This window comes from Rhodococcus sp. FH8 (genome assembly GCF_019266085.1).
Taxonomy (GTDB): Bacteria; Actinomycetota; Actinomycetes; order Mycobacteriales; family Mycobacteriaceae; genus Rhodococcus_F; species Rhodococcus_F qingshengii.
Window position 1 is genome coordinate 675,167 of sequence record NZ_LPNQ01000057.1, and the last position, 24,353, is coordinate 699,519.

The following is a 24,353-nucleotide window of genomic DNA, read 5'->3' on the forward strand; positions in this document are numbered from 1 at the left end:
CTCACGCGTCCAAACGGAATACACCTCGCACCTGGCGTACGCCGTTGATCTGCACCTCGACGGCATGTTCGCCGGCGTAGTACTTCCGGGTGCTGATCGGTTTGAAGGAATGCCTCTTCGCGATACGGGCCGGCACCCCGGGATCCAGCGTTCGTGTTGTCAGTTTGAAGACCTTGGGCGTCGTCTGCCCGTTGGCCTTCACGTGGTGGACGATGTAATCGATCACGACGGTGACGGACTCGCTGCCATTGTTCGTGACGGCGAAGTCGAAGGTGAGTTCTCCACCCGCATCAACTGTTTCGCGGTCGATGACGAACCCCTCGACCACGACGTCGGTGGGCGGCGAGAACCCCAAGAGGGACAGAGCATCTGGATCGCCGGCCTTGATCAACGTCCGCAATGCATGTTTGACGATTTTCAGTGTGTTGGCATCCGGTGTCTGCAGCCAACGCTTCGCAGTCGATACTGCGAGCGCAGCGTCAGCACGACTGAGATCGTTGAGATGGTTTGCGACCGAACGTCGTACATATTCCGAATCATCCCGATACAGCTCGTCGAGAATGACGATTGTCGACTCGGGACGCGCCGTCAATTCTTTCACTCGTCTTCCCCAGGGCAAACGAGTACGAGTGCCTTCGGTCGCCAAGCGCCGGACGTGTTCGTCTTCATGGCCGGTCCAGGTGAGTGCGATCGCCAGCGAACGGTCAAGGTTCGTTTCGAGAAATGAGCGAATTGCGAATTCGGCCGTCAGACGCGACGTCAACTCGGCAAGCAGAGCCATTCCCTCGTCGAAATCCGACTCGGAGCCACTTCGTGTCGCCGTGACGGCGACGGCTTCGGTCACCGGCCAGATCATCCAACCGGTGAAGGTCTCTTCTGAAAGCGCACGGCGGATGATCTCGGCGAAGGCCGGAAGATCCTGAGGCAGTTCGGCAGTCATCGCGTCCCGCACAACGCGCGTACGTTCGCCGAGACTCATACCGTCGAATTCGGATGTACTACCCCGAACGAGGGCGAGGCGTGTGTGACCGGAGGCTCGCTCTAGACAGCCTGCCAGATCGGCGACGACGGATTTCCCGAGCAGTTCGTCAGCGGTGGGCATCAGGGGCACACCGTGAGAGCGGAAATCCGATCACCGTCGAGAGTGAAATGGTGATGTAACTGGACGGGGCTTCCGGGAAAATCACCCTCGACCTTCACCGACACGACAACGGCCGAGCCTGGGGTGTTGACCGACTCGATCTTCTGGGTGAAGGTGAACGCCGTCGACACGGCGGACTTCCACGCCACGATTTCTTCGATCCCGACATACGTCCGGCCGTCGTCACGAACCACTGCGTCTTCGGTGAAAACGCCGCGGACGTCGCCGCCGTCGAAATACGCGCGCGCTGCGCCTGGCACCTTCGCTGAGTCGATCATTCGCGAAGAGTACTGCTGGGGTCCGACAGGTTCGGCGAACTCACTGCCCGAGCAGACGCCGCCAACTGAATCTCCATCAACAGCCTGGCCGACGGCTCGGAGAGGTCGGTATCCGTGATCTCCTCGACCCTCTTGATCCGATACCTGAGGGTGTTCGGGTGAATCCGAAGCTGCTCGGATGCACGTCGGACATCGCCCGAATGTGCGAGGTAAACGGAGATGCTTTCGCGCATGTTCGACCCGTTGCGTCTGTCGTAGACGTCCAGGGCGTCGACTCTCGGATCGTGCAGTTGCTCGTCGGCCGCAATGGTGTCCATGATTTCGCCCAGCAGCACCGGTGTGCGCGAGTCCGCGAGGGTGGTCACACGAACATCCCCCGACGTTCCGTCCAAGACCCGATCCACTTCGGCCCGAGCCTGGGCCACCTCCGCAAGCGTCGAAACCGGCGACGAGACCGCGGCCCGTAGCCCCGAAGGCGACACCTTGTCCAAACGCGCGACAACTTCGCGGGTCCACGAGACTGTGGATTTCACGGATTGGGTTCGCGGAAACAGCACATAGATCCGGGTGCCGACGGCACTCACCAGCGATTCACGCTGAAAGGCGCTGGCGTGCAGTCGCAAAGACGACACGAGTTCGCCCGAAGACGGCAGCCCACCGTTTCCGATACTCGCCACTCCGACCACCATCGCCGGTCCGGACATCGGGATGGTCAACGAGGCCGCGAGCGAAGGAACGTCGACACCGCCGCCGCGAACCCCGAGCAACCGCTGAATCTGTATCGCCTCGTTACTCGGCGCGTCTCGGAAGCGCGAAATCAGCCGAGCAGCAACGGCCGCGGCACCGCGGAGCACGCTGTCGGCATCGCCGGCAATGGGAACCGGGCCTTCCTGCACCCAGATCGTGCCGAGAAGATCAGAGCTGAAACCGCTCTCCCCCTTGACATTGTCGGATATTCTCCGAATCGGAACCACCAACCGTCGCCTGATCGCAAGGTCGTCGTGAGCGGGCACCTCCACTACGTCGTCGCTTCGCCGCAGGCTCTCGAAGACGCCCCACTCCTGTAGCTTTCTGAGGTATTCGCGAGGTCCTTCGCGGCCGAGGATTGATTGCCGACGTAGCTCGTCCGCAGCATCTCCCGATGCCGAATAGGCCAAGACGTGGGAATGCTCGTCCTCGATGCTGACCATCCCCCGCGTGATTGCGGCGACGTTCTGCGCCAGCTCGAACAAGTCTGTGTCACTACCGAATACGATGTCGTCCGAATCCTGTCGGGACACCGAATGATCGAGCACGCCCCGGATGGTCGTGAACAATCGATCCCAACGAGCATCCGGATGGACCGCTATCAAGGCGATCCCGGCGCGCTGTGCCGCCGCACGCACCGACGTGTCCGAGGCCTCCTTCGACATGACGGCCCGAGGCGCTGATCCCTTCTGATCGAGGCGGTTCAGCCAGGCCGCCAATTCGGCTGCGCCGATACCGACAGCGAGCCAGAACTCAGAGGATTCGACGGCCGCGGTTCTGGGGCGCGTGAGGTCCCCGACCTCTGCGAACACCACGGAGTCGACGAAGACGTCATCACCCGACGGCGCGAGGACGAGCTCGACAAAAGCTCCGCCCAGCGCCCGAAGGACCGCGTCGAGCCTGACCCCACGGATAGACACGTACCACCCACTCCCCGGACCGTCGCAACGCCTCAACTTCGAGAATAGTGCATTTTCCTGCGAAAACGGTTCAGCCGATCGGACAAACACGGACACCGATGTTTGGCCGCTCAGCGGATTACTCGCCGACGTCTTTCGACTTGACTGGTTCACGACACGACAACTGCCCACTCCTGAGTCTGCCGAAGGATCGTCATGGACGCCGTTACCAATGTCCCCCACCCAGCCAACGAACCGGTGAACAATTACGCGCCGGGAAGCCCGGAACGATCGCGCCTCCGTACGAAACTGACCGAACTGGCCGAATCGCCGACCGACATCAGGCAGGTCATCGGCGGCATCCACCGAACTGCGGAAGGTAAGCGAGAGAGCGTTGTTCAACCACACCGTCACAGTTCGGTGCTCGGATCGTATGCGGGCGCAACCCACTCGGACGTTCGTGATGCCATCGACGCCGCCGCACTCGCCGCCCCGGCCTGGCGCGACCTCTCGTTCGACGACCGCGCTGCGGTCTTCCTCCGCGCCGCCGATCTACTTTCCGGCCCGTGGCGCGAAACCATCGCCGCCGCAACAATGCTCGGCCAGTCGAAGACCGCATACCAGGCCGAGATCGACGCGCCCTGCGAACTGATCGACTTCTGGCGTTTCAACGTCGCGTTCGCACGTCAGATACTCGCCGACCAACCCGTTTCCGCTCCGGGAGTGTGGAATCGCGTCGAATATCGTCCACTCGAAGGTTTCGTCTACGCGATCACTCCCTTCAATTTCACCGCCATCGCCGGAAATCTCCCCACAGCACCGGCCCTGATGGGCAACACCGTGATCTGGAAGCCGTCACCCACGCAGGCCGTCGCGGCGTACCTGACAATGCAACTACTCGAAGCTGCCGGCCTCCCGCCCGGGGTGATCAATCTTGTTCTCGGCGACGGCCCCTTGGTGTCCGAGGTCGCGCTTGCCGACCCCCGACTGGCGGGTATCCACTTCACCGGATCCACCGCAACGTTCCAGCGTTTGTGGCGTGAGGTCGGAGCCAACATCTCGAACTACCGGACGTATCCGCGTCTCGTCGGCGAAACCGGCGGCAAGGATTTTGTACTCGCACACAGTTCCGCTGACCCGGACGTACTCACGACGGCATTGATTCGCGGGGCCTTCGACTACCAGGGCCAGAAATGTTCGGCCGCATCACGGGCGTTCATCCCGAAGTCGGTGTGGGCCAAGATGGGCGACACGTTCATCGACACTGTGTCGTCGCTGAAGTACGGAGACGTCACCGACCTGACGAACTTCGGCGGCGCCGTCATCGACCAACGTTCGTTCGACCGAAACGCCGCCGCGATCGTCCGCGCCAAGTCGACCAGCAGCCTCACCATCGCAGCAGGCGGCGACTACGACGACCGTGAAGGATTCTTCATCTCACCGACGGTCCTACTCGGTGACGACCCGAGCGACGAAGCCTTCAGCACCGAGTACTTCGGTCCCATCCTTTCGCTTCACGTCTACGACGACTCCGCACCGAATGCCTACGCCGACATCCTCGCGCGCGTCGACAGCGGATCCGCTTACGCCCTGACCGGCGCCGTGATCGCCACCGACCGTGCGGCCGTCGATCAAGCTCATCATGGTCTGCGGTTCGCCGCCGGAAACTTCTACGTCAACGACAAGCCGACGGGAGCGGTAGTCGGACAACAACCCTTCGGAGGTGCGCGGGCTTCCGGTACCAACGACAAGGCCGGTTCGCCGCAGAATCTGCTCCGTTGGGCGTCGACACGCACCGTCAAGGAAACCTTCGTTCCTCCCACCGATCATCGTTACCCCCACCAGGACGTCGATCCAGCCGAGAGCGAGAACCGTTGATGAGTGCCGTCTCGCTGAGCAACCCACTGCGCCCGGTACTCCTCGCGGCGGCACGCTCGTCGCGACTGGAGAAGACAGTCTCCGGGATGACCTTGACCCGCAAGCTTGTAGACAGGTTCGTCGCCGGGGACGCGGAACCCGCAGCGATGTCAGCGGTGCGCAACATCCTCACCAGTGGCCGGTTCGTGACGGTCGACTACCTCGGCGAGGACACCACCGATCCGGCTCAGGCAACAGCTACCGTCGACGCCTATCTCTCCCTTCTCCGCTCGTACGCAACGCTTTCCGAGATTGCCGGGACGCAACACTCCCTGGAGGTTTCGCTCAAGCTCTCCGCGTTGGGGCAGTCACTTCCCGGTGACGGCGAGAAGATCGCCCTGGCGAACGCTCACCGAATCGTCACAGCGGCAGACGAAGTGGGCGCGTGGGTCACCGTCGATGCGGAGGATCACACCACCACCGACTCGACACTGTCCATCGTCGAAGAGTTGCGCCGCGACTTCCCGACGCTCGGCACGGTCCTGCAGGCGTACCTACACCGCACCGAGGCCGACTGCCGGCACTTCTCCGGATCAGGTTCACGAATTCGGCTGTGCAAGGGTGCATACAAGGAACCGGCCGGCGTCGCGTTCCAAAAGGCCGCCGAAGTCGACGCGTCGTACGTGCGTTGCCTGAAGGTCTTGATGGAAGGTGACGGATACCCGATGGTGGCCTCCCACGATCCCACCATGATCGACGCCGCCCTCGGACTCGCCACACTGACCGAGCGGACAGCCGCGGATTTCGAGTTCCAGATGCTCTTCGGCATCCGCGACGGCGAACAACGCAGATTGGTAGCCGAAGGCAATCACCTGCGGGTCTACGTTCCCTACGGCAGCCAGTGGTACGGCTACTTCATGCGTCGCCTCGCGGAAAGACCGGCCAACCTCATGTTCTTCATGCGCTCACTCGCTTCCAACAACTAGACACCGGAAACCGGTGGCAGCGGTGGCAACTCGAGGTTCTCGCGAAAGGTATCGCCGACGTAGTCGGATCCCACGATTCCGCGCTTGCGCAGCTCCGGCAGCAGCCCGTTCGTGACGAAATCGCGTGTACGCGGATCCGCAAGGTCACCGAGCGTGATGACGTCGAGTACGCCCGCGTCGTATCGTTCCTCGATCGCGTCCGCGAGCTGTTCCGGGGTGCCCGCCGCTGCCCAGTGGCCGGTGTCCTTGGACGCGATGATCAACTCACGCAGAGTCTTTCCTTGTGATGCGAGCTTGCCGAAGATCTCGACCCGGCCCCGCCGTCGATTCACCGACGACGGGTCCGGCAACAACGACTCCGGGATCGGCCGATCCAGCGGCAATTCCGAGAAATCCACGCCGCCGCCGAACATATCGGCAAGCCTGGTGCGTCCGGCGTCGAAGTCCGTCGATTCCTCGGCTTCTCTGACCAATCGTTCGACTTCGGCTTCGGTAGCGCCGTACGTTGCGTGGAACGAGCTGAAAATCAGTGGCAGTTCGTCCCCACGCCCCAACTCTGCCGCCCTGGCGCGGATCGTCTTCGTGTAGGTGACCGCGTCCTCGAAGGTTGCGAGAGAAGTGAATACGACCTCCGCGAAGCGAGCACCCAGTTCGATACCCCCGGCAGATTGGCCTGCCTGGAATTGGACCGGACGACGCTGCGGCAGGGATGGAATGTTCAACGGCCCCTGTACGGTGAAGTACTTGCCTCGGTGCTCGATGGGGACCACCCTCGACGGATCTAGCACCGCAGAGCCCTCTCCCCGGATCAAGGCGCCGGGCTTCCAGCTGTCGAAGAGCGCGTTGACCACCTCGAGCGATTCGGCCGCTCGGGCGTACCGCTCCTCCGGACTCGGCAGGTCCAGGTCGCTGTAGTTCTCTTCTCCGAGTGAGGAAGTGACGGCATTCCATGCGGCTCGACCATTGCTGACGTGGTCCAGGGTGCCGAACAACCGTGCCAGGTTGAATGGGTGATGAAACGTCGTCGTGACGGTGGCGATGAGCCCCACATGGGTGGTGACCGCACTCAGCGCGGCAAGGAAGATCAACGGCTCCTGCGCACCGATCGCGCCCTGCGCGCCGAAACTCAGCAGGTCGGCGGCAAACAGTCCGTCGATCTTGTTCGCCTCGGCCGTCTTTGCGACGTCGATCGCGGACGCGACCGTCGACGTCGTCGGATCGATCGCTGCGTCGTAGATACTCACCGCCCCGCTGACACCGGTCACCGTCTTGAGTGGACGCCTACGATCGGCCACCGACCATCCTCCTGGCTTCGCGAAATCTGTTCCGAATTCACAACGCTAGACCGATCCTGGCTCCCGACAAGGTATTCACTCAGCCTGGTTCTATCCCTCCGAACGCCGCTTGGTCACGCCCCGGATTTACGGGCACGATAGGCGGCGACGTGCGCCCTGTTCCCACAGTTTCCGGTGTCGCAGTATCGCTTCGAACGATTGCGCGACAAATCCACGAAGACCGCTTCGCAGTCCGGGGCCTCACACCATCGCAACCTCGAGAATTCGTCGGTTCGGATCAGATCGAGCACACCCATCGCCGCTTCTGCGGCCATCCGGTCCACCAGTGGCGAATCGTCAGCGGTGACGTGCAGGTGCCAGCCGAGGTCGTCGTGCCTGGTGAGCCGCGGCCTCGCGCCCGATTCGAGTAGCAGTGTGTTCACCACCTCGACGGCGTCGTCCACTCCCGCGGCTTCCCAGAACTTTCGCAGTCGTGGACGCAGCGCACGAACCGCCGTCAATTCCTCCGGTGTGCCGTCCCGCCTGCCGGTCCAGCGATCCGCGTCGAGAAACCGTGTCAGCTCCTCTTGATCCGGAAGCAGTTCGGCCCCGCCGCGGGCCGTGTTGACCAACGACGCGGCGAAGACGAGCGCCGATTCCGTGTCACCAGCAAAATGCACTTTGACTCCTGAGCCGTATCAACCTAATGTCAGCATCGTAATCGCTTTTACTCCTGACGGGTGACGACGTGAACTCTCGCAACGGCTTGATCTTCGCTCTGCTGTCCGCGGCAACGTTCGGCGTATCGGGCCCGTTCGCGAAATCTCTCATCGAATCAGGGTGGTCCCCCGGCGGCGCAGTGTTCGCGCGCGTTGCCGGCGGCGCACTGGTGATGATGGTGATCGCCGTAGCCACCCAATGGCCTCGCCTACGACAGGTGAGCACCCACACGCGAACGGTACTGCTGTACGGGGTGTTCGCGATCTCGGGCGTTCAACTGTGCTTCTTCAATGCCGTGCAACATCTTTCGGTCGGCGTCGCATTGCTTCTCGAGTACCTTGCACCGATCATCGTCATCGGGTGGGTGTGGATAACCAAGGGCGCACGTCCGAGCGTGCAGACGCTTCTCGGTGCGGCGGTGGCCTTGATCGGCGCCGCCGTGGTGATCGACGTCTTCGGATCGGCAGAGATCAGTGCCGTCGGAGTCGCCTGGGGACTGGCCGCCGCGGCATGCCTTGCAGTCTATTTCGTCATTTCCGAACGTGCGGACGGTGATCTCCATCCTGTTGTTCTCGCGGCATCGGGGCTCACGGTCAGTGCAGTGGTCATCGGCGCGCTCGGACTCGTAGGCGTCCTCCCCCTCCAGTTCTCGGCCTCGAACGCCGTCGTGGCAGACCATTCGGTGAACGTGTGGCTGCCGGTGGTGGTCCTGGTCCTGGTCAGCACTGTCATTGCCTATCTCACCGGCATCGCCGCGATCACGCTGCTGGGGCCGACAATCGGGTCTCTGGTAGCGCTGACCGAAGTGCTGTGCGCGGTCGTCGCCGCGTGGATCCTGGTCGGGGAATCCGTCACCGCACTCCAAGCTGTAGGTGGCGCAGCAATCATCGCGGGGTTGGTCCTCGCGCGCCTCGGTCAGGTTGCACCGAAACAGATACCGGCCGACCCGATGACAAATGTCATGGCAGAAGAATGACGGACGGACGAGGGATCACGACCTCGAAGCGAGCAGATTCTATGTATGACCTCAACACAGGCACGGCATTCACCACAGGCACTGCACACACTCACTGAAGGATCGGCACACGACGCCGTCCGGTTGACCGGACTTCGCAAGAGTTTCGGAACCGTCGACGCCGTCAAAGGTATCGACCTGAGCATCCGCCCCGGCGAGATCGTCGCGTTCCTCGGCCCGAACGGCGCAGGCAAGACGACAACCATCGACATGATCCTCGGCCTGTCCCGGCCGACGTCAGGCGAGGTGAGCGTCTTCGGAATGTCACCTCGATCGGCGATTGCCCGCGGACTCGTCTCGGCAGTCATGCAGACCGGCGGACTACTGAAAGAGCTGACGGTTGCCGAGACTGTGCAGCTGACCGCCAGCCTGTACTCCCAATCCCGTCCGGTCGACGAAGTGCTGGGGAGAGCCGGAATCCTCGACATCTCCGATCGCCTGGTCAGCAAATGCTCAGGCGGACAACAACAGCGGTTGCGATTTGCGATGGCGTTGCTGTCGAACCCGCAATTGCTCATTCTCGACGAGCCCACCACCGGCATGGACGTCGAAGGGCGTCGGGACTTTTGGTCCGCCATCCGCGCCGACGCAGATCACGGTCGCACTGTGCTTTTTGCGACGCACTACCTCGAAGAGGCCGATGTCTACGCCGACCGCATCATCCTGGTCAGGCAAGGCACCGTGGTCGCAGACGGGACCACCGCCGAGGTCAAGGCGATGGCGTCCGGACGCACCCTGCGCGCGACTGTTCCAGGCATCACCGACGAACTCCTGCGAGCCATACCGAACTCCGACGCCGTCGAGGTGCGCGGTGAGTCACTGCTCGTGCACTCGGGTGACACCGATGCCGTTGCACGGTTCCTGTTGACCAATACCCAGGCTCGCGATCTCGAAATCGTCTCGCGTGGCCTCGAAGACGCATTCATCGCACTCACGTCGAACAACTCCGAAGGACAGAAGTGATGACCACTGCAACCGAAGCGAATACCTACGGAGCCGAGCGAACCGTCGTACCTCTCGGCGGATTCAACACGACGCTACTGCGACTGGAATTTCATCGCCTGACTCGCAACCGGCGCACGATGATCTTCACGCTCGTCATGCCGGTTGTCTTCTTCCTCGTCTTCGGTCTCGGTCAAGGCGACGACGACCACGGGATCGGGCACGGCAATGTCGCCGCGTACATCATGATCAGCATGGCCCTGTACGGCGCGATGCTGGCCACCACCAGCGGCGGCGCGATGGTCTCGATCGAACGAGCGTCCGGGTGGAGCCGACAACTTCGGCTGACTCCCCTGACCCCGGTCGCCTACATCGCCGTCAAACTGATCATGGCGATGCTGCTCGGTCTCGTCTCGATTCTCGTGGTCTACGTCGTCGGCGCGTTCACCTCGGCGCAGATGGACGGATCACTCTGGTTCACAACGGCATTGATCGCCTGGCTGGGATCGTCGATCTTCGCGGCCTTCGGCCTGTTCATGGGGTACCTACTCCCCAGTGAGAACGTCATGCAGTTGCTCGGACCGGGACTGGCTCTGCTCGCATTCGGCGGCGGACTCTTCGTACCACTCACCGACGGTTCCGTATGGGCGACCATCGCACAGTTCACCCCGATGTTCGGCATCAACGCCCTCGCCCACGCACCGTTGACGGGCAATAGCATTCACTGGACCTGGATCGTCAATATCCTGGTGTGGTTCGCCATCTTCGCCGGCGGAGCGATCTGGCGGTTCCAACGAGATACGGAGCGTGTGTAGTTGTCGCAAACGACTGACCGAGAAGATTCCGTCGCGCTCCCGCGGCGGAATCGTTTCGGCGTTCTCTTCGCGGCGGTCTGGATGGTATTTCTCGGCGGGCCGCTGATCGAGGGATGGAATCTGCGCGACGAACTGCGCGGCTGGACAGGGATTCTCGCGACGGTCGCCTTCAGTGCGCTCTATCTCTACACGTTCGCCACAACGCAGCAGCGGCGTCGAATGACAATGACTCGGCCGACGATTCGCGAAGCTGCACTGGCTTTGGCCGCCTTGACCGCGTTGGCCGCCGTGATGATCGTGAGCGTCGGGCCGACAGGTTTGGCAGCAGCACCGTACCTCGCGGTGACAGCGGTGACACTGTTGCCGACCGTCGCCGGCGGCATTCTCGCCTTGGTGTTCGCGGCCTCCGTGGAGATAGTCAGCCTCTCGTCCGGATGGGGGAACTACTCCGGACTCTCACTCGGAGTCTGCGCGGCCGCGTTCGCGACCTGGGGAATCATGTCCCTGATCAGCCGCAACTTCGCCATACTCCACGAACGCGAAGAGCAGGAGCAGCGGGCAATCATGGAGGAGCGAACGAGGATGGCGCGGGATCTGCACGACATCCTCGGGCACTCGCTGACCGTCATCACGATCAAAGCCGAACTGGCCAATCGCCTACTCGATGTCGATATCGAACGTGCGCGCAACGAACTCGACGACCTCGAAAGGCTCTCTCGAGACGCGCTGGCGGACGTGCGCTCGGCCGTCGAAGGATTTCGTGGGATTTCTCTTCCCGTCGAGATAGCCCGAGCGCGAGAGGCATTGCGTGCGGCTGGTATCGAAGACGACGTGCCGAGCAGCACCGACATGGTTCCCACGCGTCTTCGGGAACTCTTTGCATGGACGATCCGTGAGGGCGTCACCAACGTCGTTCGACACAGCGGTGCGACCCACTGCCGGATCACGGTCGACGAAAATAGTGCGTCGGTCGTCGACGACGGACGAGGGGCCGAGTCGACGTCTTCCGGAAACGGTCTGATCGGATTGCGCGAGCGCGCCGGAGCGTCGGGCGCACGAGTGATCATCACTCATCCCCAGCCGCAGGGGTTTGCACTTCAGGTAGTCGAACAGGAGACAGAGTGAACAGCCAGGGCGATCGAGCAACCATACGGCTGCTCTTGGCGGACGATCAGGCGCTCGTGCGAGGAGCTTTGGCCGCGCTGCTCGATCTGGAATCCGACCTGTCCGTGGTGGCCGAGGTCGGTCGCGGCGACGAGGTGGTGTCCGCCGTTCTCGAACACCGCCCGGACGTCGCGCTTCTGGACGTCGAGATGCCCGGCATGGACGGAATCGCCGCGACGGCGGCCCTCCGCGAGGCAGCACCCGACACCCGGGTTCTGATCGTCACCACGTTCGGCCGTCCCGGATTTCTTCGTAAAGCCCTGCACGCCGGGGCCGGCGGGTTCGTCGTCAAGGACACCCCCGCCAGGCAGCTTGCCGACGCGGTCAGGCGTGTCCACGCCGGACTGCGCGTCGTCGATCCCACCCTTGCGGCCGACAGCCTCGTCAGCGGCGAGTCGCCCCTGACGGAGCGTGAGACCCAAGTACTGCGCGCCGCTCACGACGGCGCACCCGTGGCAGCCATCGCAGGGGCGCTCTTCTTGTCCGCAGGGACAGTTCGAAATCATCTGTCATCCGCGATGGGTAAGACGGGTGCGTCGACGCGCGCGGAAGCCGTCAGAATCGCCGAGTCGAACGGCTGGCTCTGATCCGCGCGTCTGGAATCGCCTTCCCCGGCAAATAGTTCGCCGTTCGATTCGTGATGGCGATTTGTCCAGATCACTCAAAGTAGGGACCTTCTACCCTAGGGATTTTCCCTGCAAACGACCGCTTCGCGAGAATCCGAAACAGCTAATCGTTCGATACCTGGCTATGATGCAGTTAATTGAACCGACGGAGCCTGTGCGTAGCGGGGGAAGGGACGTCTCATGTCGAACCAGTTCAACGATCGCTTGAACTCGCTGTTCGAGACTGCCGACTTTCACGTCACCAACGCGATGGTCGTTCGCGGCATGACCGAGTTCGGCTGCCGCATCTCGACGCCGTACCTGTCGCAACTGCGCACCGGCGTCCGAACCAATCCGTCACCCGAAGTGGTTGCCGCCCTCGCCCACTTCTTCAAGGTCCATCCGGACTACTTCTACGCCCCGTCCGATCACACTCCGCCCGCGATCTCAGGTGGCGAGGCAGACCTCTCCCTCCTCGAACAGCTGCACAACGTGCGCCTGCGGAACCTCACCTCCCGTGTCGTCGACCTCTCACCGTCTTCACAGGATCTGCTTGTCGAAATGGCGGAGAATCTACGTTCCTCCGAAAATCTTCCGCGCGTACCACCGGACTCGAATTCCTACATGTCACGCGCATAGCGCCCTTCGCCGACTCTCCTTGACTGCTCAGGGAGGGTTGGCCTTATGCTGGTCGATGCAGCTGGTTCGCCCGGCACGGTCATGAGGAGCCCCGAAGACCGGTCCCGGCGTCGAAGCTCCGTCAGCGCAAGCTGTCGGGGTGAGAGGGAACCCGGTGAAAATCCGGGACTGTCCCGCAGCGGTAAGCAGGAACGACCGCCGTTCATGTGCACTGGGCATCCGCCTGGGAAGCGACGGCCAGTAGGTTCGATCCAACTCGATCGAGTGCCCGCGAGTCCGAAGACCTGCCGACTGTGTCGGGCACGCCGTGCCCGACGGTCCACCGCCTCGTGGAATGGGCGTGTAGATCTCCATCGGACCTCGTGTGCGGTGCGGGCAGTGCTGCCCGCTGAAACTCGGGGTCTCGTGAGGTGTACCCGTCTGCCGGCAGTGGCCATCAGTGCATTGGCAATCTGGAGAAACTCCGTGACAACAACATTCACTTCGACCGTGCTGGGCTCACCGCGCATCGGTCCTCATCGAGAACTCAAGCGGGCAACCGAAAGCTACTGGGCAGGGCGCATCGACGCCGACGCCCTGCAGGCTGTCGCCCGTGACCTCCGTCGGCAGGGCTTGGCCGACCTCCGTGACCTGGGCCTCGACTCCGTCCCGGTCAATACCTTCTCCTTCTACGACCAGATGCTCGACACCGCAGTTCTTCTCGGCGCGCTGCCCGACCGCGTCGCGTCGGTCGCCGATCCGTTGGACCGCTACTTTGCCGCTGCCCGTGGGACGGACACCATCGCGCCGCTCGAAATGACGAAGTGGTTCGACACCAACTACCACTACCTGGTGCCGGAGATCTCGCCGTCCACCACGTTCGCACTCGACCCGTCCAAGGTCTTGTCCGAACTGGCAGAAGCACTTTCCGACGGCATTGCAGCCCGCCCGGTCGTCATCGGACCGGTCACCTTCCTGCTGCTCTCGAAGGCTGTCGGCACCGACGAGCCGCTGCTCTCGCGACTCGAAGAACTACTCCCCCTCTACGCGGATCTACTCGGTCGGCTCGCGAAGGCCGGTGCGAGCTGGGTTCAGCTCGACGAACCGGCCCTCGTGGGCGATCGCACCGACGAGGAAATCGAAGCGGCACGCGCTGCGTACGAACAGCTTTCAGCGCTGTCCGAGCGGCCGTCGATCCTGTTGGCGTCGTACTTCGGTTCGCTGCGTGAGGCGCTGCCCGCGCTTGCGTCCACCGGCGTCGAAGGATTTGCCGTCGACCTGGTGGCCGGTCAGGATTCGATCGGCTCCGTCCCCGAACTCGCCCGCAAACTGGTCGTCGCCGGCGTGGTCGACGGACGAAACATCTGGCGGTCGGATCTGGATTCGGCACTGAGCACGTTGGGTGCTCTGTTGGGCAGCGTGGATAATCTTGCCGTCTCCACATCGTGCTCCCTGCTGCACGTTCCGTACACTCTCGACGCAGAAGCCGATGTCGACAAGGCCCTGCGCTCGTGGCTCGCGTTCGGCACCGAGAAGGTCAAGGAAGTAGTAACTCTCGCAACCGCTCTCACACAGGGCCGGGAGTCGGTGGAAGACGAGTTCGCTCTGGCACGAGCGGCCGCGTCGACCCGCAAGGACGATCGCAGACTCAATGATGCGAGTGTTCGGGGACGCCTGGCCGCCGTGCTGAACTCGGCGACCGGTCGCGCGCCCGCCGCCGAACGTCGCGCTGCCCAGGACGAACTGCTTTCTCTGCCGCCGCTGCCCACGACGACAATCGGTTCGTACCCGCAAACCTCGAAGATCCGCATCGCTCGCGCAGCACTGCGCAAGGGCGAGATCGACGAAGCCGAGTACGTCAACCGTATGCGCGCCGAAATTTCCGAAGTTGTTGCGCTCCAGGAAAAGCTGGACCTGGACGTTCTTGTTCACGGTGAGCCGGAACGCAACGACATGGTCCAGTACTTCGCGGAGCAGTTGGACGGATTCTTCGCCACCGCCAACGGTTGGGTCCAGTCGTACGGCACCCGCTGCGTGCGTCCGCCGATTCTGTACGGCGACGTCTCCCGCCCGAAACAGATGACCGTCGACTGGATCACGTACGCGCAGTCCCTGACCGACAAGCCGGTCAAGGGCATGCTCACCGGACCCGTCACCATTCTGGCCTGGTCGTTCGTCCGCGACGACCAACCCCTCGTCGACTCGGCAAATCAAGTCGCACTGGCCATTCGAGACGAGACCGTCGACCTGCAGGCCGCCGGAATCGGAATCATCCAGGTTGACGAACCGGCTCTACGAGAACTACTCCCACTGCGCGCCGAGGATCAGCGTGCCTACCTGGACTGGTCGGTCGGCGCCTTCCGGTTGGCTACCTCGGGCGTCGCGGATTCCACCGCGATCCACACGCACCTGTGCTACTCCGAGTTCGGAGCGGTGATCGGCGCCATCGCCGGCCTCGACGCGGACGTCACGTCCATCGAGGCGGCGCGCTCACACATGGAGGTCCTCGACGATCTCAGTTCGGTCGGGTTCGACCTCGGCGTCGGCCCGGGTGTCTACGACATCCACTCGCCGCGGGTGCCGAGCGTCGACGAGATTGCCGAATCCCTGCGTGAGGCACTCAAAGCTGTTCCTGTCGAGCGGTTGTGGGTCAACCCGGACTGCGGTTTGAAGACCCGCGGTTCCGTCGAGGTCGAGGCGTCACTGCGTAACCTCGTCGAAGCCGCGAAGTTGGTACGAGCGGAGCTATAGGGGCAAAGCCCCTGTGCGCCTTTTTGGTAGTGGGCACTACCAAAAAGGCGCACGGGGGTCAGCTCAACCACGTGTTGCCGAAGAGCAGAATCCCGTCCGCACTCGGGGTCACTCCGTGGACGTTCTCGCGCCACGGGATGAAGACCTTGCCGGAGTTGACCACGGCCATCGGCGCCGTCTCGTTGACCACGGTCTGAATATCGTCGATGACGGCTCGCCGCTCATCCTCGCCCGACGCCGTTTGCAGCTTGCCGAGCAACTCGTCCATCCGAGCGTTCTTGTAACCGAGGATGTTCGACGGCGATTCGCTGAACAGGTTGCCGTACATACGCACGAACGGTGACTCTTCCAGCACGTTGAACGCGAAGTAGGACACGTCGTAGTCATGCTTTGCGTACAGCATGGAAATCAGATCGTTGATGCTGGTTGCGTAGGTGATGTCGACCGTGAAACCCACTGCCTGCAAGAGCGACTGAAACGTCAGTGCGCTGCGCTGCGTCGCCGGATCGTTCATCCCGACGTACGTCAGTTTTCCGTCGTAACCGTCCGCCTTCGCCTCGGCGAGATACTTCTTGGCCGCCTCGGGGTCGAAGCCGTTCCCGGCCACCGATCCGTGCCACTGCGACCACGACGCGAACATGTCGGTGCCGGGTTCGCCGAAGCCGCCCTGAACTCGCTCGTTGAACGTATTCGGGTCCACCGCAGCGACAATCGCCTTACGCACGCGCTCGTCCTTCGCTGCCCGATCGTCGCGCTGATTGATTGCCAGAACTCCGGCCATGCTGGCCGAGTACACAAATCCGGGATCACCGGCTTCGAAAGCCTCGTGAATGAAGTCGGGAGACTTCAGATAGGCAACCTGGATTCCGTCGGTGTGCAATCCTTCCAGTTTGCTCTTCTCGTTGACGATTGCGGGAAAGCGCAACTTCTCGAGGTACGGCGCCCCGTCCCAGTACGTCGGACGGGCAGCGAGCACCAATTCGTCCTGGGAGGCGAACTTCTCGACGGTGAACGGGCCTGCCCCGATCGGGGTGAACGTGCCGGTAGCCATCGACGAGGGCGCGACGATCATGCCGGGACCGGTGGTGAACATGATCGGGAACTCGTCCCACGGCTGCGCCAATGTAAAGACGACCGTTCTCGGATCCGGTGAATTCGTCTCGCGCACAGCGGTCTTCCACACCAGCGCGTGAGTTCCCTTCTTCTGCAGATAGTGATCGATGCTCCACAGGACTGCCGCACTGTCCATCGGAGTGCCGTCGCTGAAGGTGACGCCGTCGCGCAATTTCAGTGTCCACACCGTGTTGTCGCCGTTGGCCGACAAGGACTGCGCCAAGTGGGGGACGTATTCGCCCGCCGCCGTATCGAAGCGCATGAGAAGGTCGTAGATGGCTGCCATTTCGCTACCACCGGTAGCGCCGCCGTCCTGACGGTCAGCCGGATCGAGACTGCTGATCCCGTTGTAGGTGGCAAACGACACGGTGCCACCCGATCGCGGCTCTCCCCCGTTGTTCTGGTCACCGACAACTCCGACCGTCACGTCCGATGCATCCGTGGTCGTACCTTGGCTGCTACCGGCGCACCCCGTCACCACCAGCGTCGCCGACGCCAGGACAACCATCCAGATTCGAGCGCGGACTCGGTACGAGCGCTTCATTGCGACTCACTTTCACAGTTCACGGATACGTCGATCCCTGGATCGGACACCCGACATATTTGTAAGTGAATTCTAGGTAAGGTCTCGTCCTGCGTCTTCGTTTTCACAAAGCCGAAGCGATAATTCGCATTCATGACAGCAGAAACAAGAACTGAATTCTAGGTTGCAACCGTTCAGCGAATTACCAGTCCGATGACGTCTTCGACGTTCCGCTGGGCCTCTGCGAATCCGATCCGGCCACTGGTCCACAGCGCAAGGGCCGTCAACATCGTGCCGCCTATTGCCACGGCCGCAACCCTCGCCGTCTCGGCCGGGACGCCGTCCATCAACTCGAACAGCATTCTCCGATGTGCCGCTGCGCGCAGATCCAACGACTCGATCACGAACTGATCCGAGGACGAATGGAGTTCGATCTCCAACCGAGCGAAGTAGGGCCTACGCTCGAATGCCTTCATCTCGCGACGATGAAGTGCCAGAACCCGCTCGTACGCGTTGTTCTCACCACCGTCTGCCCGCAACTTCTCAGGACGACGGACCGATTCGAGACCGCTCCACGCCGTCATCGCCGCAGCCAGAAGTTGCTGTTTGGTCGGAAAGTAGCGATACAGCGTTCCGAGTGCGACGCCTGAACGCTCCGAGACGTCTTTCATCTGGATTCGATCCGACGGCATCTCGGCCAGCATCTCGACCACCGCCGTGGTCAGTCGTCCTCTCCGCTCGAGTTGCCCCACCGACATGAGGTCGACGTCCAAGGGAAACTCGTCGCTGCGCGCAGTCACGCGCGTCACGATAGTTCAGAATCCTGACCGCAGTGCCGGGTTGCGAAGTTTCATCGTAACCCCGAGATCTAATACACGGATTAATCAACTGCAGATCGCGCTAGGGTTAGTCCATGACTGACCGGACAACCGATGACCAGCCAACCGTCGGCGTGCTGAACTTCTGGTCGTTCATCGAACTGGCCAACAAGCGACTGGCCACCGAACACGGCTTTCGCGACCAGCTGGCCACCGAGGTACTACTGACACTCAATCGGGCTTCCAACGTGGTCACCTACGATCTCGAGTCGTCGATCCACCGCCCTCGCGGCTGGTCATGGTCCTCCTTCAGGCTGTTGTTCGTCACCTGGCTGGCCGGTCCGATCGAGCCGAAGGCTGCCGCCGAGCTCACCGGCATGAGTAGGGCAGCGGTCTCCAATCTGTCCAAGTCGCTGCTGGCAGACGGATTGATCGATCGTCGGCCCACCGAGAACGACGGCCGTTCCGTCCAGCTGTACCTGACCGCCAAGGGCCGAGAAGCCATGGTCGAAGCCTTTCGCGAGCAGAACGAACGCGAACACGCCTGGGTAAGCGTCCTGAGCGAGGCCGAACAGCGAATTCTTGTCATGCTCCTGGACAAACTGATCACCAACCGCAGCCAGTTCGACGTACGCGGACGTAACTGACATAGACCCGAACCCCTTGGAGGGTTGCGCTCATCACATCATTTTAGTTAATGTATTTACTATCTGGTGGAGGTGAGCCAGGCAGAACAGCACAGAAGGAGCCCCGTCATGGCGTTCTATCGACAACTCGGCAACATCCCACCGAAGCGTCACACCCAACACCGTGACGAGTCCGGCAACCTCTACTACGAAGAGCTGATGGGAGAGGAAGGTTTCTCCTCGGATTCTTCGTTGCTGTACCACCGCGAGATCCCGTCGGCCATCGTCGACGCAACGGTCTGGGAACTGCGCGATCAGAGCACAACCCCCAACCATCCCCTCAAACCGCGCCATCTGAAACTCCACACGCTGTTTCCCGAAAGCACCTGGAACGAGACCGACGTGGTAACCGGCCGTCGTCTCATCCTCGGAAATGCCGACGTGCGATTGTCCTACGTCGTTGCGGCAGCGCCATCTCCCCTGTATCGCAACGCAATCGGCGACGAGATGGTCTACATCGAATCTGGCGAGGCGACCGTCGAGACCGTCTTCGGTGCACTCGAGGCCAGTGAAGGTGACTACGTCCTGATCCCGATGTCCACAACGCATCGATGGATCCCCAAGGGTGACAAGCCACTTCGTGCCTACGCCATCGAGGCGAACAGTCACATCGTCCCGCCCAAGCGCTATCTTTCCCGCTTCGGCCAGCTGCTCGAGAACGCACCGTTCTGTGAACGAGACCTGCACGGACCGATCGCGCCCATGATCGCCGAAGGAACCGACGTCGAGGTACTGGTCAAGCACCGAACGTCGGCGGGCATCGTCGGCACCCGAATAGTTTATCCCACGCACCCTTTCGATGTCGTCGGCTGGGACGGCTGCCTGTACCCGTACACCTTCAACATCTCCGACTACGAGCCGATCACGGGCCGTGTTCACCAACCGCCGCCGGCCCACCAGGCGTTCGAGGGAAACAACTTCGTGATCTGCAACTTCGTTCCGCGCAAGGTCGACTACCACCCCCTGTCGATCCCGGTGCCGTACTACCACTCGAACGTCGACTCGGACGAGATCATGTTCTACTGCGGCGGTGACTACGAGGCACGCAAGGGTTCCGGCATCGGACAGGGTTCGATATCTATTCATCCCGGCGGCCACGCCCACGGCCCACAACCCGGCGCCTACGAGCGGAGCATCGGCGCCGAGTTCTTCGACGAGCTGGCCGTCATGGTCGATACGTTCCGGCCCCTCGAATTGGGTGAGGGAGCCCTTGCCTGCGAGGACGAAGCGTACGCCTGGAGTTGGGCAGGGCGGGGGCCTAGGCAATGACGATCATCTCCCCACTCCTGCGCGGCCTGTGCGACGACGCAGCACTTTTCCCACCCGGCAATGCTTCTCTCGCCGAAGCAATTCCGGCCCACGCCGCCTACCTGCAGGCGGACTACGACGCACTGGTCGGGCCTTTCGTTTTTCCCGCGCCTCGACTGAGCGAACTGGCTGCGTACGTTTCAGCGGACAGCCCGGTGACGCTGAGTCTGACCGTGCCGGCCGGCCCATCCGATACGGCGGCCGCACTCTCGAACGCGCGAGCCATCCCTGGTGTTCACGTCGCCGCCGTCGAGGTGGGAATTCCAGACGGGTTGGACGCCGATGCGGCCTTCGAGGAAATCGCTCGTGTCCATGCCGCTCATCCCGACGTCGACATTTTTGTCGAGGTGCCTCGAGGTGATCGGCGCGCGGGCTATCTGGCAGCTCTCGAAACTGCCGGGCATTCCGCAAAGTTTCGCACCGGCGGGATTGTCGCCGAGGCGTACCCGAACGAGGAAGAGCTCGCCGATGCGGTGATATCCGTTGTCCGAGCCAATATCCCGTTCAAGGCGACTGCGGGACTGCACCACGGCGTGCGCAACACCGATCCGGAAACAGGCTTCGAGCAACACGGCTTCCTCAACATCATGGTGGCCGTCGACGCGGCGAGGCGGGGCGCCGATCGTTCGGAAATTGTTGCTGCACTGTCTCAGCGCGATGGAAAATCGATCGCGCAAGCCCTGGCCGACCTCACCGAGGACGAGGCCGGCGAGGTGCGTCGCCGATTCCTCTCGTTCGGTACCTGCAGCATCTCGGACCCTCTGACCGAGCTGGAAGGCCTCGGGTTGATCGTCCGCTCCGACAAAACCGAAGGAACTCTCGTATGACTGTCACGACCATCGACATTCCCGCCGACTCACTGTTCGGTCTCGACAATCTGCCGTACGGGGTCTTCTCCCCCGCGGGAGGGTTACCGCGTGTCGGTGTGCGCGTCGCCGAATCGGTGGTCGATCTCGCAGCGACACTAGGTGATTCCGTCTTCTCCGAACCGACTCTGAACGCGTTCATGGCTCAGGGACGAGATCAGTGGGTATCGGTGCGAAACCGGATCACGGAGCTCGTGACTAGCGAAATAGACTCGAATGCAGTGTTTTCCGTTGATTCGGTGACAATGCATTTGCCGATCGCAGTGGCCGATTACGTCGACTTCTACGCCTCGGAGAATCACGCAACCAACCTCGGGCGGTTGTTCCGCCCGGACGCAGCCCCCTTGATGCCGAACTGGAAGCATCTTCCCGTCGGATACCACGGGCGCTCGAGCACCATCGTCGTCTCCGGCACCGACATCGTTCGTCCCTGCGGACAGCGGAAGGCACCCGATCAGGAAAGCCCGGACTTCGGACCGTCCCGGCGCCTCGACATCGAAGCCGAGATGGGGTTCATCGTCGGAACTCCCTCGAAGATGGGCGATTCCATCACCCCGGACGAATTTGCCGAGTACGTCTTCGGCGCCGTGGTCGTGAACGACTGGTCTGCCCGAGACATCCAGGCGTGGGAGTACGTGCCCCTCGGTCCGAACCTGGGGAAGAGTTTCGCGACCTCCATCTCACCGTGGGTCGTACCCTTGCTCGCTCTCGAAGCAGCCCGAATCGACACTCCGGTGCAGGATCCCGAACCGCTTTCCTATCTGCGTGGTGAAGAGAAGTGGGGGCTGGACATCGACCTGGCCGTCGAATGGAACGGTCACGTCGTCTCCCGGCCGCCCTACGCCCAGATGTACTGGTCGCCTGCGCAGATGCTCGCGCACACCACCATCAACGGCGCAGCAGCGAGCACCGGCGATCTCTTCGCGTCCGGAACCATTTCCGGACCGGACAAAGATCAGCGCGGCGCCTTCATCGAGCTGACGTGGGGCGGCAAGGAACCCGTAGCTGTGGGCTCCGAGACCCGTACCTTTCTCGAAGACGGCGACACCATCGCCATCTCAGCCACCGCTCCCGGCGCCGGCGGATCACGAATCGGCTTCGGGGATGTTCACGCTCGGATCCTGCCTGCAACGCAAACCGAAAGATAGTGATTGACAACTGTTTGATTCACGCTGATCTGATGTCCGGAATTCCTTGCCTCACGATTCTCCGAAGATAAGCTGGACTAACCATCCAGAGCGATCGAGAGTCCTGGCTCCGTGACGTCGCAGCAACCCCCTCTGCTGAGGTGCGGGTGCTTTCTGCCAGGTCCGATGGAGGACTCGTGCCAGGCGATCGACCCCGTACCTCAGTGGGGACAGCAGCTGTCATCGTGATCGTGGGTGGTGGACCCCGCGGGACCGGCATACTCGAGCGGATCCTCGCTCACGAATCGGTGAACGCCGATCCCACACCGATCGACATTCACGTTGTCGACCCGTATCCGGCAGGCGCCGGCCGTATTTGGCGAGGCAGCCAGGCGCCGCTTCTGTGGATGAATTCGACAACAGCGGACGTCACGATGTTCACCGACGAGACCACCGCCGTGATCGGCCCGGTGCTGCCGGGTCCGACCCTCGCGGAATGGGTCGCCGAGCGCTCGGCTGAGCTTGCCGAATTCCCAGAAATCGCAGCAGAAGTTCCGACGATCACCCCGTCGTCGTTTGCATCGAGGTCACTGCAGAGCCGATACCTGAACTGGGTGTTCGAGACTGCAGTCGACTCCGCGCCAGCGCACGTCGACGTTCGAGTTCATCGACGATCCGTGGTCGACATCGTGAACGTCGGCGAGACACAGACGGTTCATCTGGACGACGGAGCTGTCATCGACGCGACGACCGTCCTTCTCGCACAAGGGCACCCCGATGCGTTGCCTGCCCCACGTGAAACCGCGCTGACCAGCTTCGCGTCCGATCACGGGTTGACGTATGTGGGTCCGGGCTACACTGCCGACCTCGACGCCGATGTCATTCCCGAAGGCGAACCGGTTCTGATCGCCGGACTCGGGCTGGCTTTCATCGACTGGATGGTTCTCCTCGCCGAGAGCCGTGGCGGCATCTTCGAACGCGGTGAAGACGGCATCCTCACTTACGCTCCCTCGGGTCGGGAACCCCTGTTGTATGCCGGATCTCGTCGCGGAGTGCCGTATCACTCCAAGATTTCGTACTCGATCGCTGACGCGCGGCCACCGCTACCGCGGTTCTTCACCGCTGATCTCGTTCCCGGCGACGGACCGTTGGATTTCCGAAACGACATCTGGCCCTTGGCGTCGAAAGAACTGGCAGGCGCCCACTATTACGAGCTGTTCGCATCTCATCCGGATCGGACAGTGGGCACCTGGGAGGAGTTCGACGCCGAATTCGCCTCGCTGGCTTGGGGATCGCCTCGATTGCAGGAACTGGTCGAGAACGCAGTCCCGAAGCCGGAAGACCGTATCGATCTCGAGCGGCTGAACCGCCCACTCGGCGGTGAGCGCTACGACGGGCTTGCCGAGGTCCAGTCCCGGATCACCGAATACATCTCGGCAGATGTCGCGCGGAGGTCGGACCCGTATTTCAGCGCCGACGCGGCTGTCTTCTCAGCGCTGCTGTCGACGTACATGACCGTCGGAGAATTGTTGCGGCGCGGCAGAATCCCGGCCGAATCCGTCGCCAAGGACGTCGAGGGTTGGCTTCATTCGTTCTTCAGCTTCATCGCCAGTGGTCCGCCGCCCGAGCGTTTGGAACAGTTGGTCGCCCTCAACGAGGCGGGCATCGTCCAGTTCCTCGGGCCGGATTCGGTGTTCTCCACCGAGATCGACCCGGCAACGGGGGCTGGGATCTTTGTCGCGCGCAGTGCGTCGCACACCGACATCGTGGCCGCGAACACCCTCGTCGAAGCACGCTTGCCGGTTGCTTCCATCAGCGCGAGCGGTGACTCGCTCCTGCGGACGCTTCACGGTCGGGGTGAGGCAGTCGAACTTCGTGCGACCGTGGACAGTTCGGCGAAGCTCGCCGTCGACGGTACTTCACGAATTCTCGACCAGAACAACACAGCTCATCCTCGCCGCTTCGCGGCCGGGCCGTGGGTTGCAGGCCACAACTGGTCGGCGGCTTTCCCTCGTCCCCGTACCAATGCGGGGTTTTTCCGGCACAACGACGCCCTGGCGGCGGAGATTTTGGGCGCTACGCGCGTGTGAGCGGTTAGGG

21 protein-coding genes and 1 riboswitch are annotated in these 24,353 nt (G+C 62.4%); of the genes, 14 read left to right on the forward strand and 7 right to left on the reverse strand.

What is annotated here, in order from left to right:
• Position 1 precedes the first annotated feature (1 nt).
• Genes ATN38_RS05885 through ATN38_RS05895 form a run of 3 tightly spaced genes read right to left on the reverse strand, consistent with a single transcriptional unit; the run spans position 2 to position 3,086 of the window.
• The gene (locus ATN38_RS05885; protein ID WP_073512790.1) at positions 2–1,102 is read right to left on the reverse strand and encodes a DNA alkylation repair protein; all 1,101 of its coding nucleotides are present in this window, start codon (positions 1,100–1,102) and stop codon (positions 2–4) included.
• Positions 1,102–1,419 (reverse strand): nuclear transport factor 2 family protein, encoded by a 318-nt coding sequence (locus ATN38_RS05890; RefSeq protein ID WP_007733586.1) that lies wholly within the window; start codon positions 1,417–1,419, stop codon positions 1,102–1,104. Before ATN38_RS05890 ends, ATN38_RS05885 begins: the two co-directional genes overlap by 1 nt.
• Positions 1,416–3,086 (reverse strand): CdaR family transcriptional regulator, encoded by a 1,671-nt coding sequence (locus ATN38_RS05895; protein WP_054188898.1) that lies wholly within the window; start codon positions 3,084–3,086, stop codon positions 1,416–1,418. The genes ATN38_RS05890 and ATN38_RS05895 overlap by 4 nt, the downstream gene beginning before the upstream one ends.
• Before the next feature lie 195 nt (positions 3,087–3,281).
• Here ATN38_RS05895 and pruA point away from each other — a divergent pair, with 195 nt between their 5' ends.
• The gene (gene pruA, locus ATN38_RS05900; RefSeq protein ID WP_054188899.1) at positions 3,282–4,943 is read left to right on the forward strand and encodes an L-glutamate gamma-semialdehyde dehydrogenase; all 1,662 of its coding nucleotides are present in this window, start codon (positions 3,282–3,284) and stop codon (positions 4,941–4,943) included.
• A complete protein-coding gene (locus tag ATN38_RS05905) occupies positions 4,943–5,908 on the forward strand; it encodes a proline dehydrogenase family protein (RefSeq protein ID WP_030535313.1) in 966 nt (321 codons plus the stop codon). The genes pruA and ATN38_RS05905 overlap by 1 nt, the downstream gene beginning before the upstream one ends.
• Here the strand turns inward: ATN38_RS05905 and ATN38_RS05910 are convergent.
• Both ATN38_RS05910 and ATN38_RS05915 read right to left on the reverse strand, forming a co-directional pair.
• Positions 5,905–7,203, reverse strand: a complete 1,299-nt coding sequence (locus ATN38_RS05910; RefSeq protein WP_050654749.1) for an NtaA/DmoA family FMN-dependent monooxygenase — start codon at positions 7,201–7,203, stop codon at positions 5,905–5,907. The two genes, ATN38_RS05905 and ATN38_RS05910, sit on opposite strands and share 4 nt — an antisense overlap.
• 113 nt (positions 7,204–7,316) lie before the next feature.
• Positions 7,317–7,862 carry a CGNR zinc finger domain-containing protein gene (locus ATN38_RS05915; RefSeq protein WP_003939872.1) on the reverse strand — a complete coding sequence of 182 codons (546 nt, stop codon included), beginning with the start codon at positions 7,860–7,862 and terminating at the stop codon, positions 7,317–7,319.
• A gap of 68 nt (positions 7,863–7,930) precedes the next feature.
• On the opposite strand from ATN38_RS05915, the gene ATN38_RS05920 reads away from it, so the two are divergent.
• From ATN38_RS05920 to metE, 7 genes are all read left to right on the forward strand, one after another.
• The gene (locus ATN38_RS05920; protein ID WP_003940332.1) at positions 7,931–8,878 is read left to right on the forward strand and encodes a DMT family transporter; all 948 of its coding nucleotides are present in this window, start codon (positions 7,931–7,933) and stop codon (positions 8,876–8,878) included.
• A gap of 45 nt (positions 8,879–8,923) precedes the next feature.
• Complete coding sequence (locus ATN38_RS05925) at positions 8,924–9,880, forward strand: ABC transporter ATP-binding protein (RefSeq protein WP_003940598.1); 957 nt, start codon at positions 8,924–8,926, stop codon at positions 9,878–9,880.
• Positions 9,880–10,674, forward strand: coding sequence for an ABC transporter permease (locus tag ATN38_RS05930; protein WP_007733595.1), 795 nt, complete (start codon positions 9,880–9,882; stop codon positions 10,672–10,674). Before ATN38_RS05925 ends, ATN38_RS05930 begins: the two co-directional genes overlap by 1 nt.
• On the forward strand, positions 10,675–11,799 hold the full coding sequence (locus ATN38_RS05935; protein ID WP_042451298.1) for a sensor histidine kinase: 1,125 nt from the start codon (positions 10,675–10,677) through the stop codon (positions 11,797–11,799).
• The gene (locus tag ATN38_RS05940; RefSeq protein WP_003940330.1) at positions 11,796–12,425 is read left to right on the forward strand and encodes a response regulator transcription factor; all 630 of its coding nucleotides are present in this window, start codon (positions 11,796–11,798) and stop codon (positions 12,423–12,425) included. Before ATN38_RS05935 ends, ATN38_RS05940 begins: the two co-directional genes overlap by 4 nt.
• A gap of 219 nt (positions 12,426–12,644) precedes the next feature.
• Entirely contained in the window at positions 12,645–13,082 is a 438-nt protein-coding gene (locus ATN38_RS05945) for a helix-turn-helix domain-containing protein (protein WP_003940179.1), read from the forward strand.
• Between the two features lie 105 nt (positions 13,083–13,187).
• A riboswitch (cobalamin riboswitch) is annotated at positions 13,188–13,389 on the forward strand.
• A gap of 158 nt (positions 13,390–13,547) precedes the next feature.
• Complete coding sequence (gene metE / locus ATN38_RS05950; RefSeq protein ID WP_039973353.1) at positions 13,548–15,812, forward strand: 5-methyltetrahydropteroyltriglutamate--homocysteine S-methyltransferase; 2,265 nt, start codon at positions 13,548–13,550, stop codon at positions 15,810–15,812.
• A 58-nt stretch (positions 15,813–15,870) separates the two neighbouring features.
• On the opposite strand, the gene ATN38_RS05955 is transcribed toward metE, so the two are convergent.
• Positions 15,871–17,469, reverse strand: a complete 1,599-nt coding sequence (locus ATN38_RS05955; protein WP_050654752.1) for an ABC transporter substrate-binding protein — start codon at positions 17,467–17,469, stop codon at positions 15,871–15,873.
• 173 nt (positions 17,470–17,642) lie between these two features.
• Positions 17,643–18,257: a TetR/AcrR family transcriptional regulator gene (locus tag ATN38_RS05960; RefSeq protein ID WP_003939912.1), complete on the reverse strand. Its 615-nt coding sequence runs from the start codon at positions 18,255–18,257 to the stop codon at positions 17,643–17,645.
• 104 nt (positions 18,258–18,361) lie between these two features.
• Between ATN38_RS05960 and ATN38_RS05965 the strand changes: the two genes are divergently transcribed.
• The 5 genes from ATN38_RS05965 to ATN38_RS05985 all read left to right on the forward strand — a co-directional run bounded on the left by ATN38_RS05965 (position 18,362) and on the right by ATN38_RS05985 (position 24,343).
• On the forward strand, positions 18,362–18,913 hold the full coding sequence (locus ATN38_RS05965; RefSeq protein ID WP_007733603.1) for a MarR family winged helix-turn-helix transcriptional regulator: 552 nt from the start codon (positions 18,362–18,364) through the stop codon (positions 18,911–18,913).
• Positions 18,914–19,021: 108 nt separating this feature from the next.
• A complete protein-coding gene (locus ATN38_RS05970; RefSeq protein ID WP_050654753.1) occupies positions 19,022–20,221 on the forward strand; it encodes a homogentisate 1,2-dioxygenase in 1,200 nt (399 codons plus the stop codon).
• Positions 20,218–21,087, forward strand: coding sequence for a hypothetical protein (locus tag ATN38_RS05975; RefSeq protein ID WP_050654754.1), 870 nt, complete (start codon positions 20,218–20,220; stop codon positions 21,085–21,087). The genes ATN38_RS05970 and ATN38_RS05975 overlap by 4 nt, the downstream gene beginning before the upstream one ends.
• On the forward strand, positions 21,084–22,274 hold the full coding sequence (fahA, locus tag ATN38_RS05980; protein WP_193594999.1) for a fumarylacetoacetase: 1,191 nt from the start codon (positions 21,084–21,086) through the stop codon (positions 22,272–22,274). The genes ATN38_RS05975 and fahA overlap by 4 nt, the downstream gene beginning before the upstream one ends.
• A 176-nt stretch (positions 22,275–22,450) precedes the next feature.
• Positions 22,451–24,343, forward strand: coding sequence for an FAD/NAD(P)-binding protein (locus tag ATN38_RS05985; RefSeq protein WP_308255885.1), 1,893 nt, complete (start codon positions 22,451–22,453; stop codon positions 24,341–24,343).
• The last annotated feature ends 10 nt before the right edge of the window (positions 24,344–24,353 follow it).

What these genes read in the sequence shown, in the direction of transcription:
- ATN38_RS05885 (WP_073512790.1), bottom strand. Translation starts at nt 1,102, where the DNA reads ATGCCCACCGCTGACGAACTGCTCGGGAAATCCGTCGTCGCCGATCTG.
- ATN38_RS05890 (WP_007733586.1), bottom strand. Translation starts at nt 1,419, where the DNA reads ATGATCGACTCAGCGAAGGTGCCAGGCGCAGCGCGCGCGTATTTCGAC.
- pruA (WP_054188899.1), top strand. Translation starts at nt 3,282, where the DNA reads ATGGACGCCGTTACCAATGTCCCCCACCCAGCCAACGAACCGGTGAAC.
- ATN38_RS05905 (WP_030535313.1), top strand. Translation starts at nt 4,943, where the DNA reads ATGAGTGCCGTCTCGCTGAGCAACCCACTGCGCCCGGTACTCCTCGCG.
- ATN38_RS05925 (WP_003940598.1), top strand. Translation starts at nt 8,924, where the DNA reads ATGACCTCAACACAGGCACGGCATTCACCACAGGCACTGCACACACTC.
- ATN38_RS05930 (WP_007733595.1), top strand. Translation starts at nt 9,880, where the DNA reads ATGACCACTGCAACCGAAGCGAATACCTACGGAGCCGAGCGAACCGTC.
- ATN38_RS05945 (WP_003940179.1), top strand. Translation starts at nt 12,645, where the DNA reads ATGTCGAACCAGTTCAACGATCGCTTGAACTCGCTGTTCGAGACTGCC.
- ATN38_RS05955 (WP_050654752.1), bottom strand. Translation starts at nt 17,469, where the DNA reads ATGAAGCGCTCGTACCGAGTCCGCGCTCGAATCTGGATGGTTGTCCTG.
- ATN38_RS05965 (WP_007733603.1), top strand. Translation starts at nt 18,362, where the DNA reads ATGACTGACCGGACAACCGATGACCAGCCAACCGTCGGCGTGCTGAAC.
- ATN38_RS05970 (WP_050654753.1), top strand. Translation starts at nt 19,022, where the DNA reads ATGGCGTTCTATCGACAACTCGGCAACATCCCACCGAAGCGTCACACC.
- ATN38_RS05975 (WP_050654754.1), top strand. Translation starts at nt 20,218, where the DNA reads ATGACGATCATCTCCCCACTCCTGCGCGGCCTGTGCGACGACGCAGCA.
- fahA (WP_193594999.1), top strand. Translation starts at nt 21,084, where the DNA reads ATGACTGTCACGACCATCGACATTCCCGCCGACTCACTGTTCGGTCTC.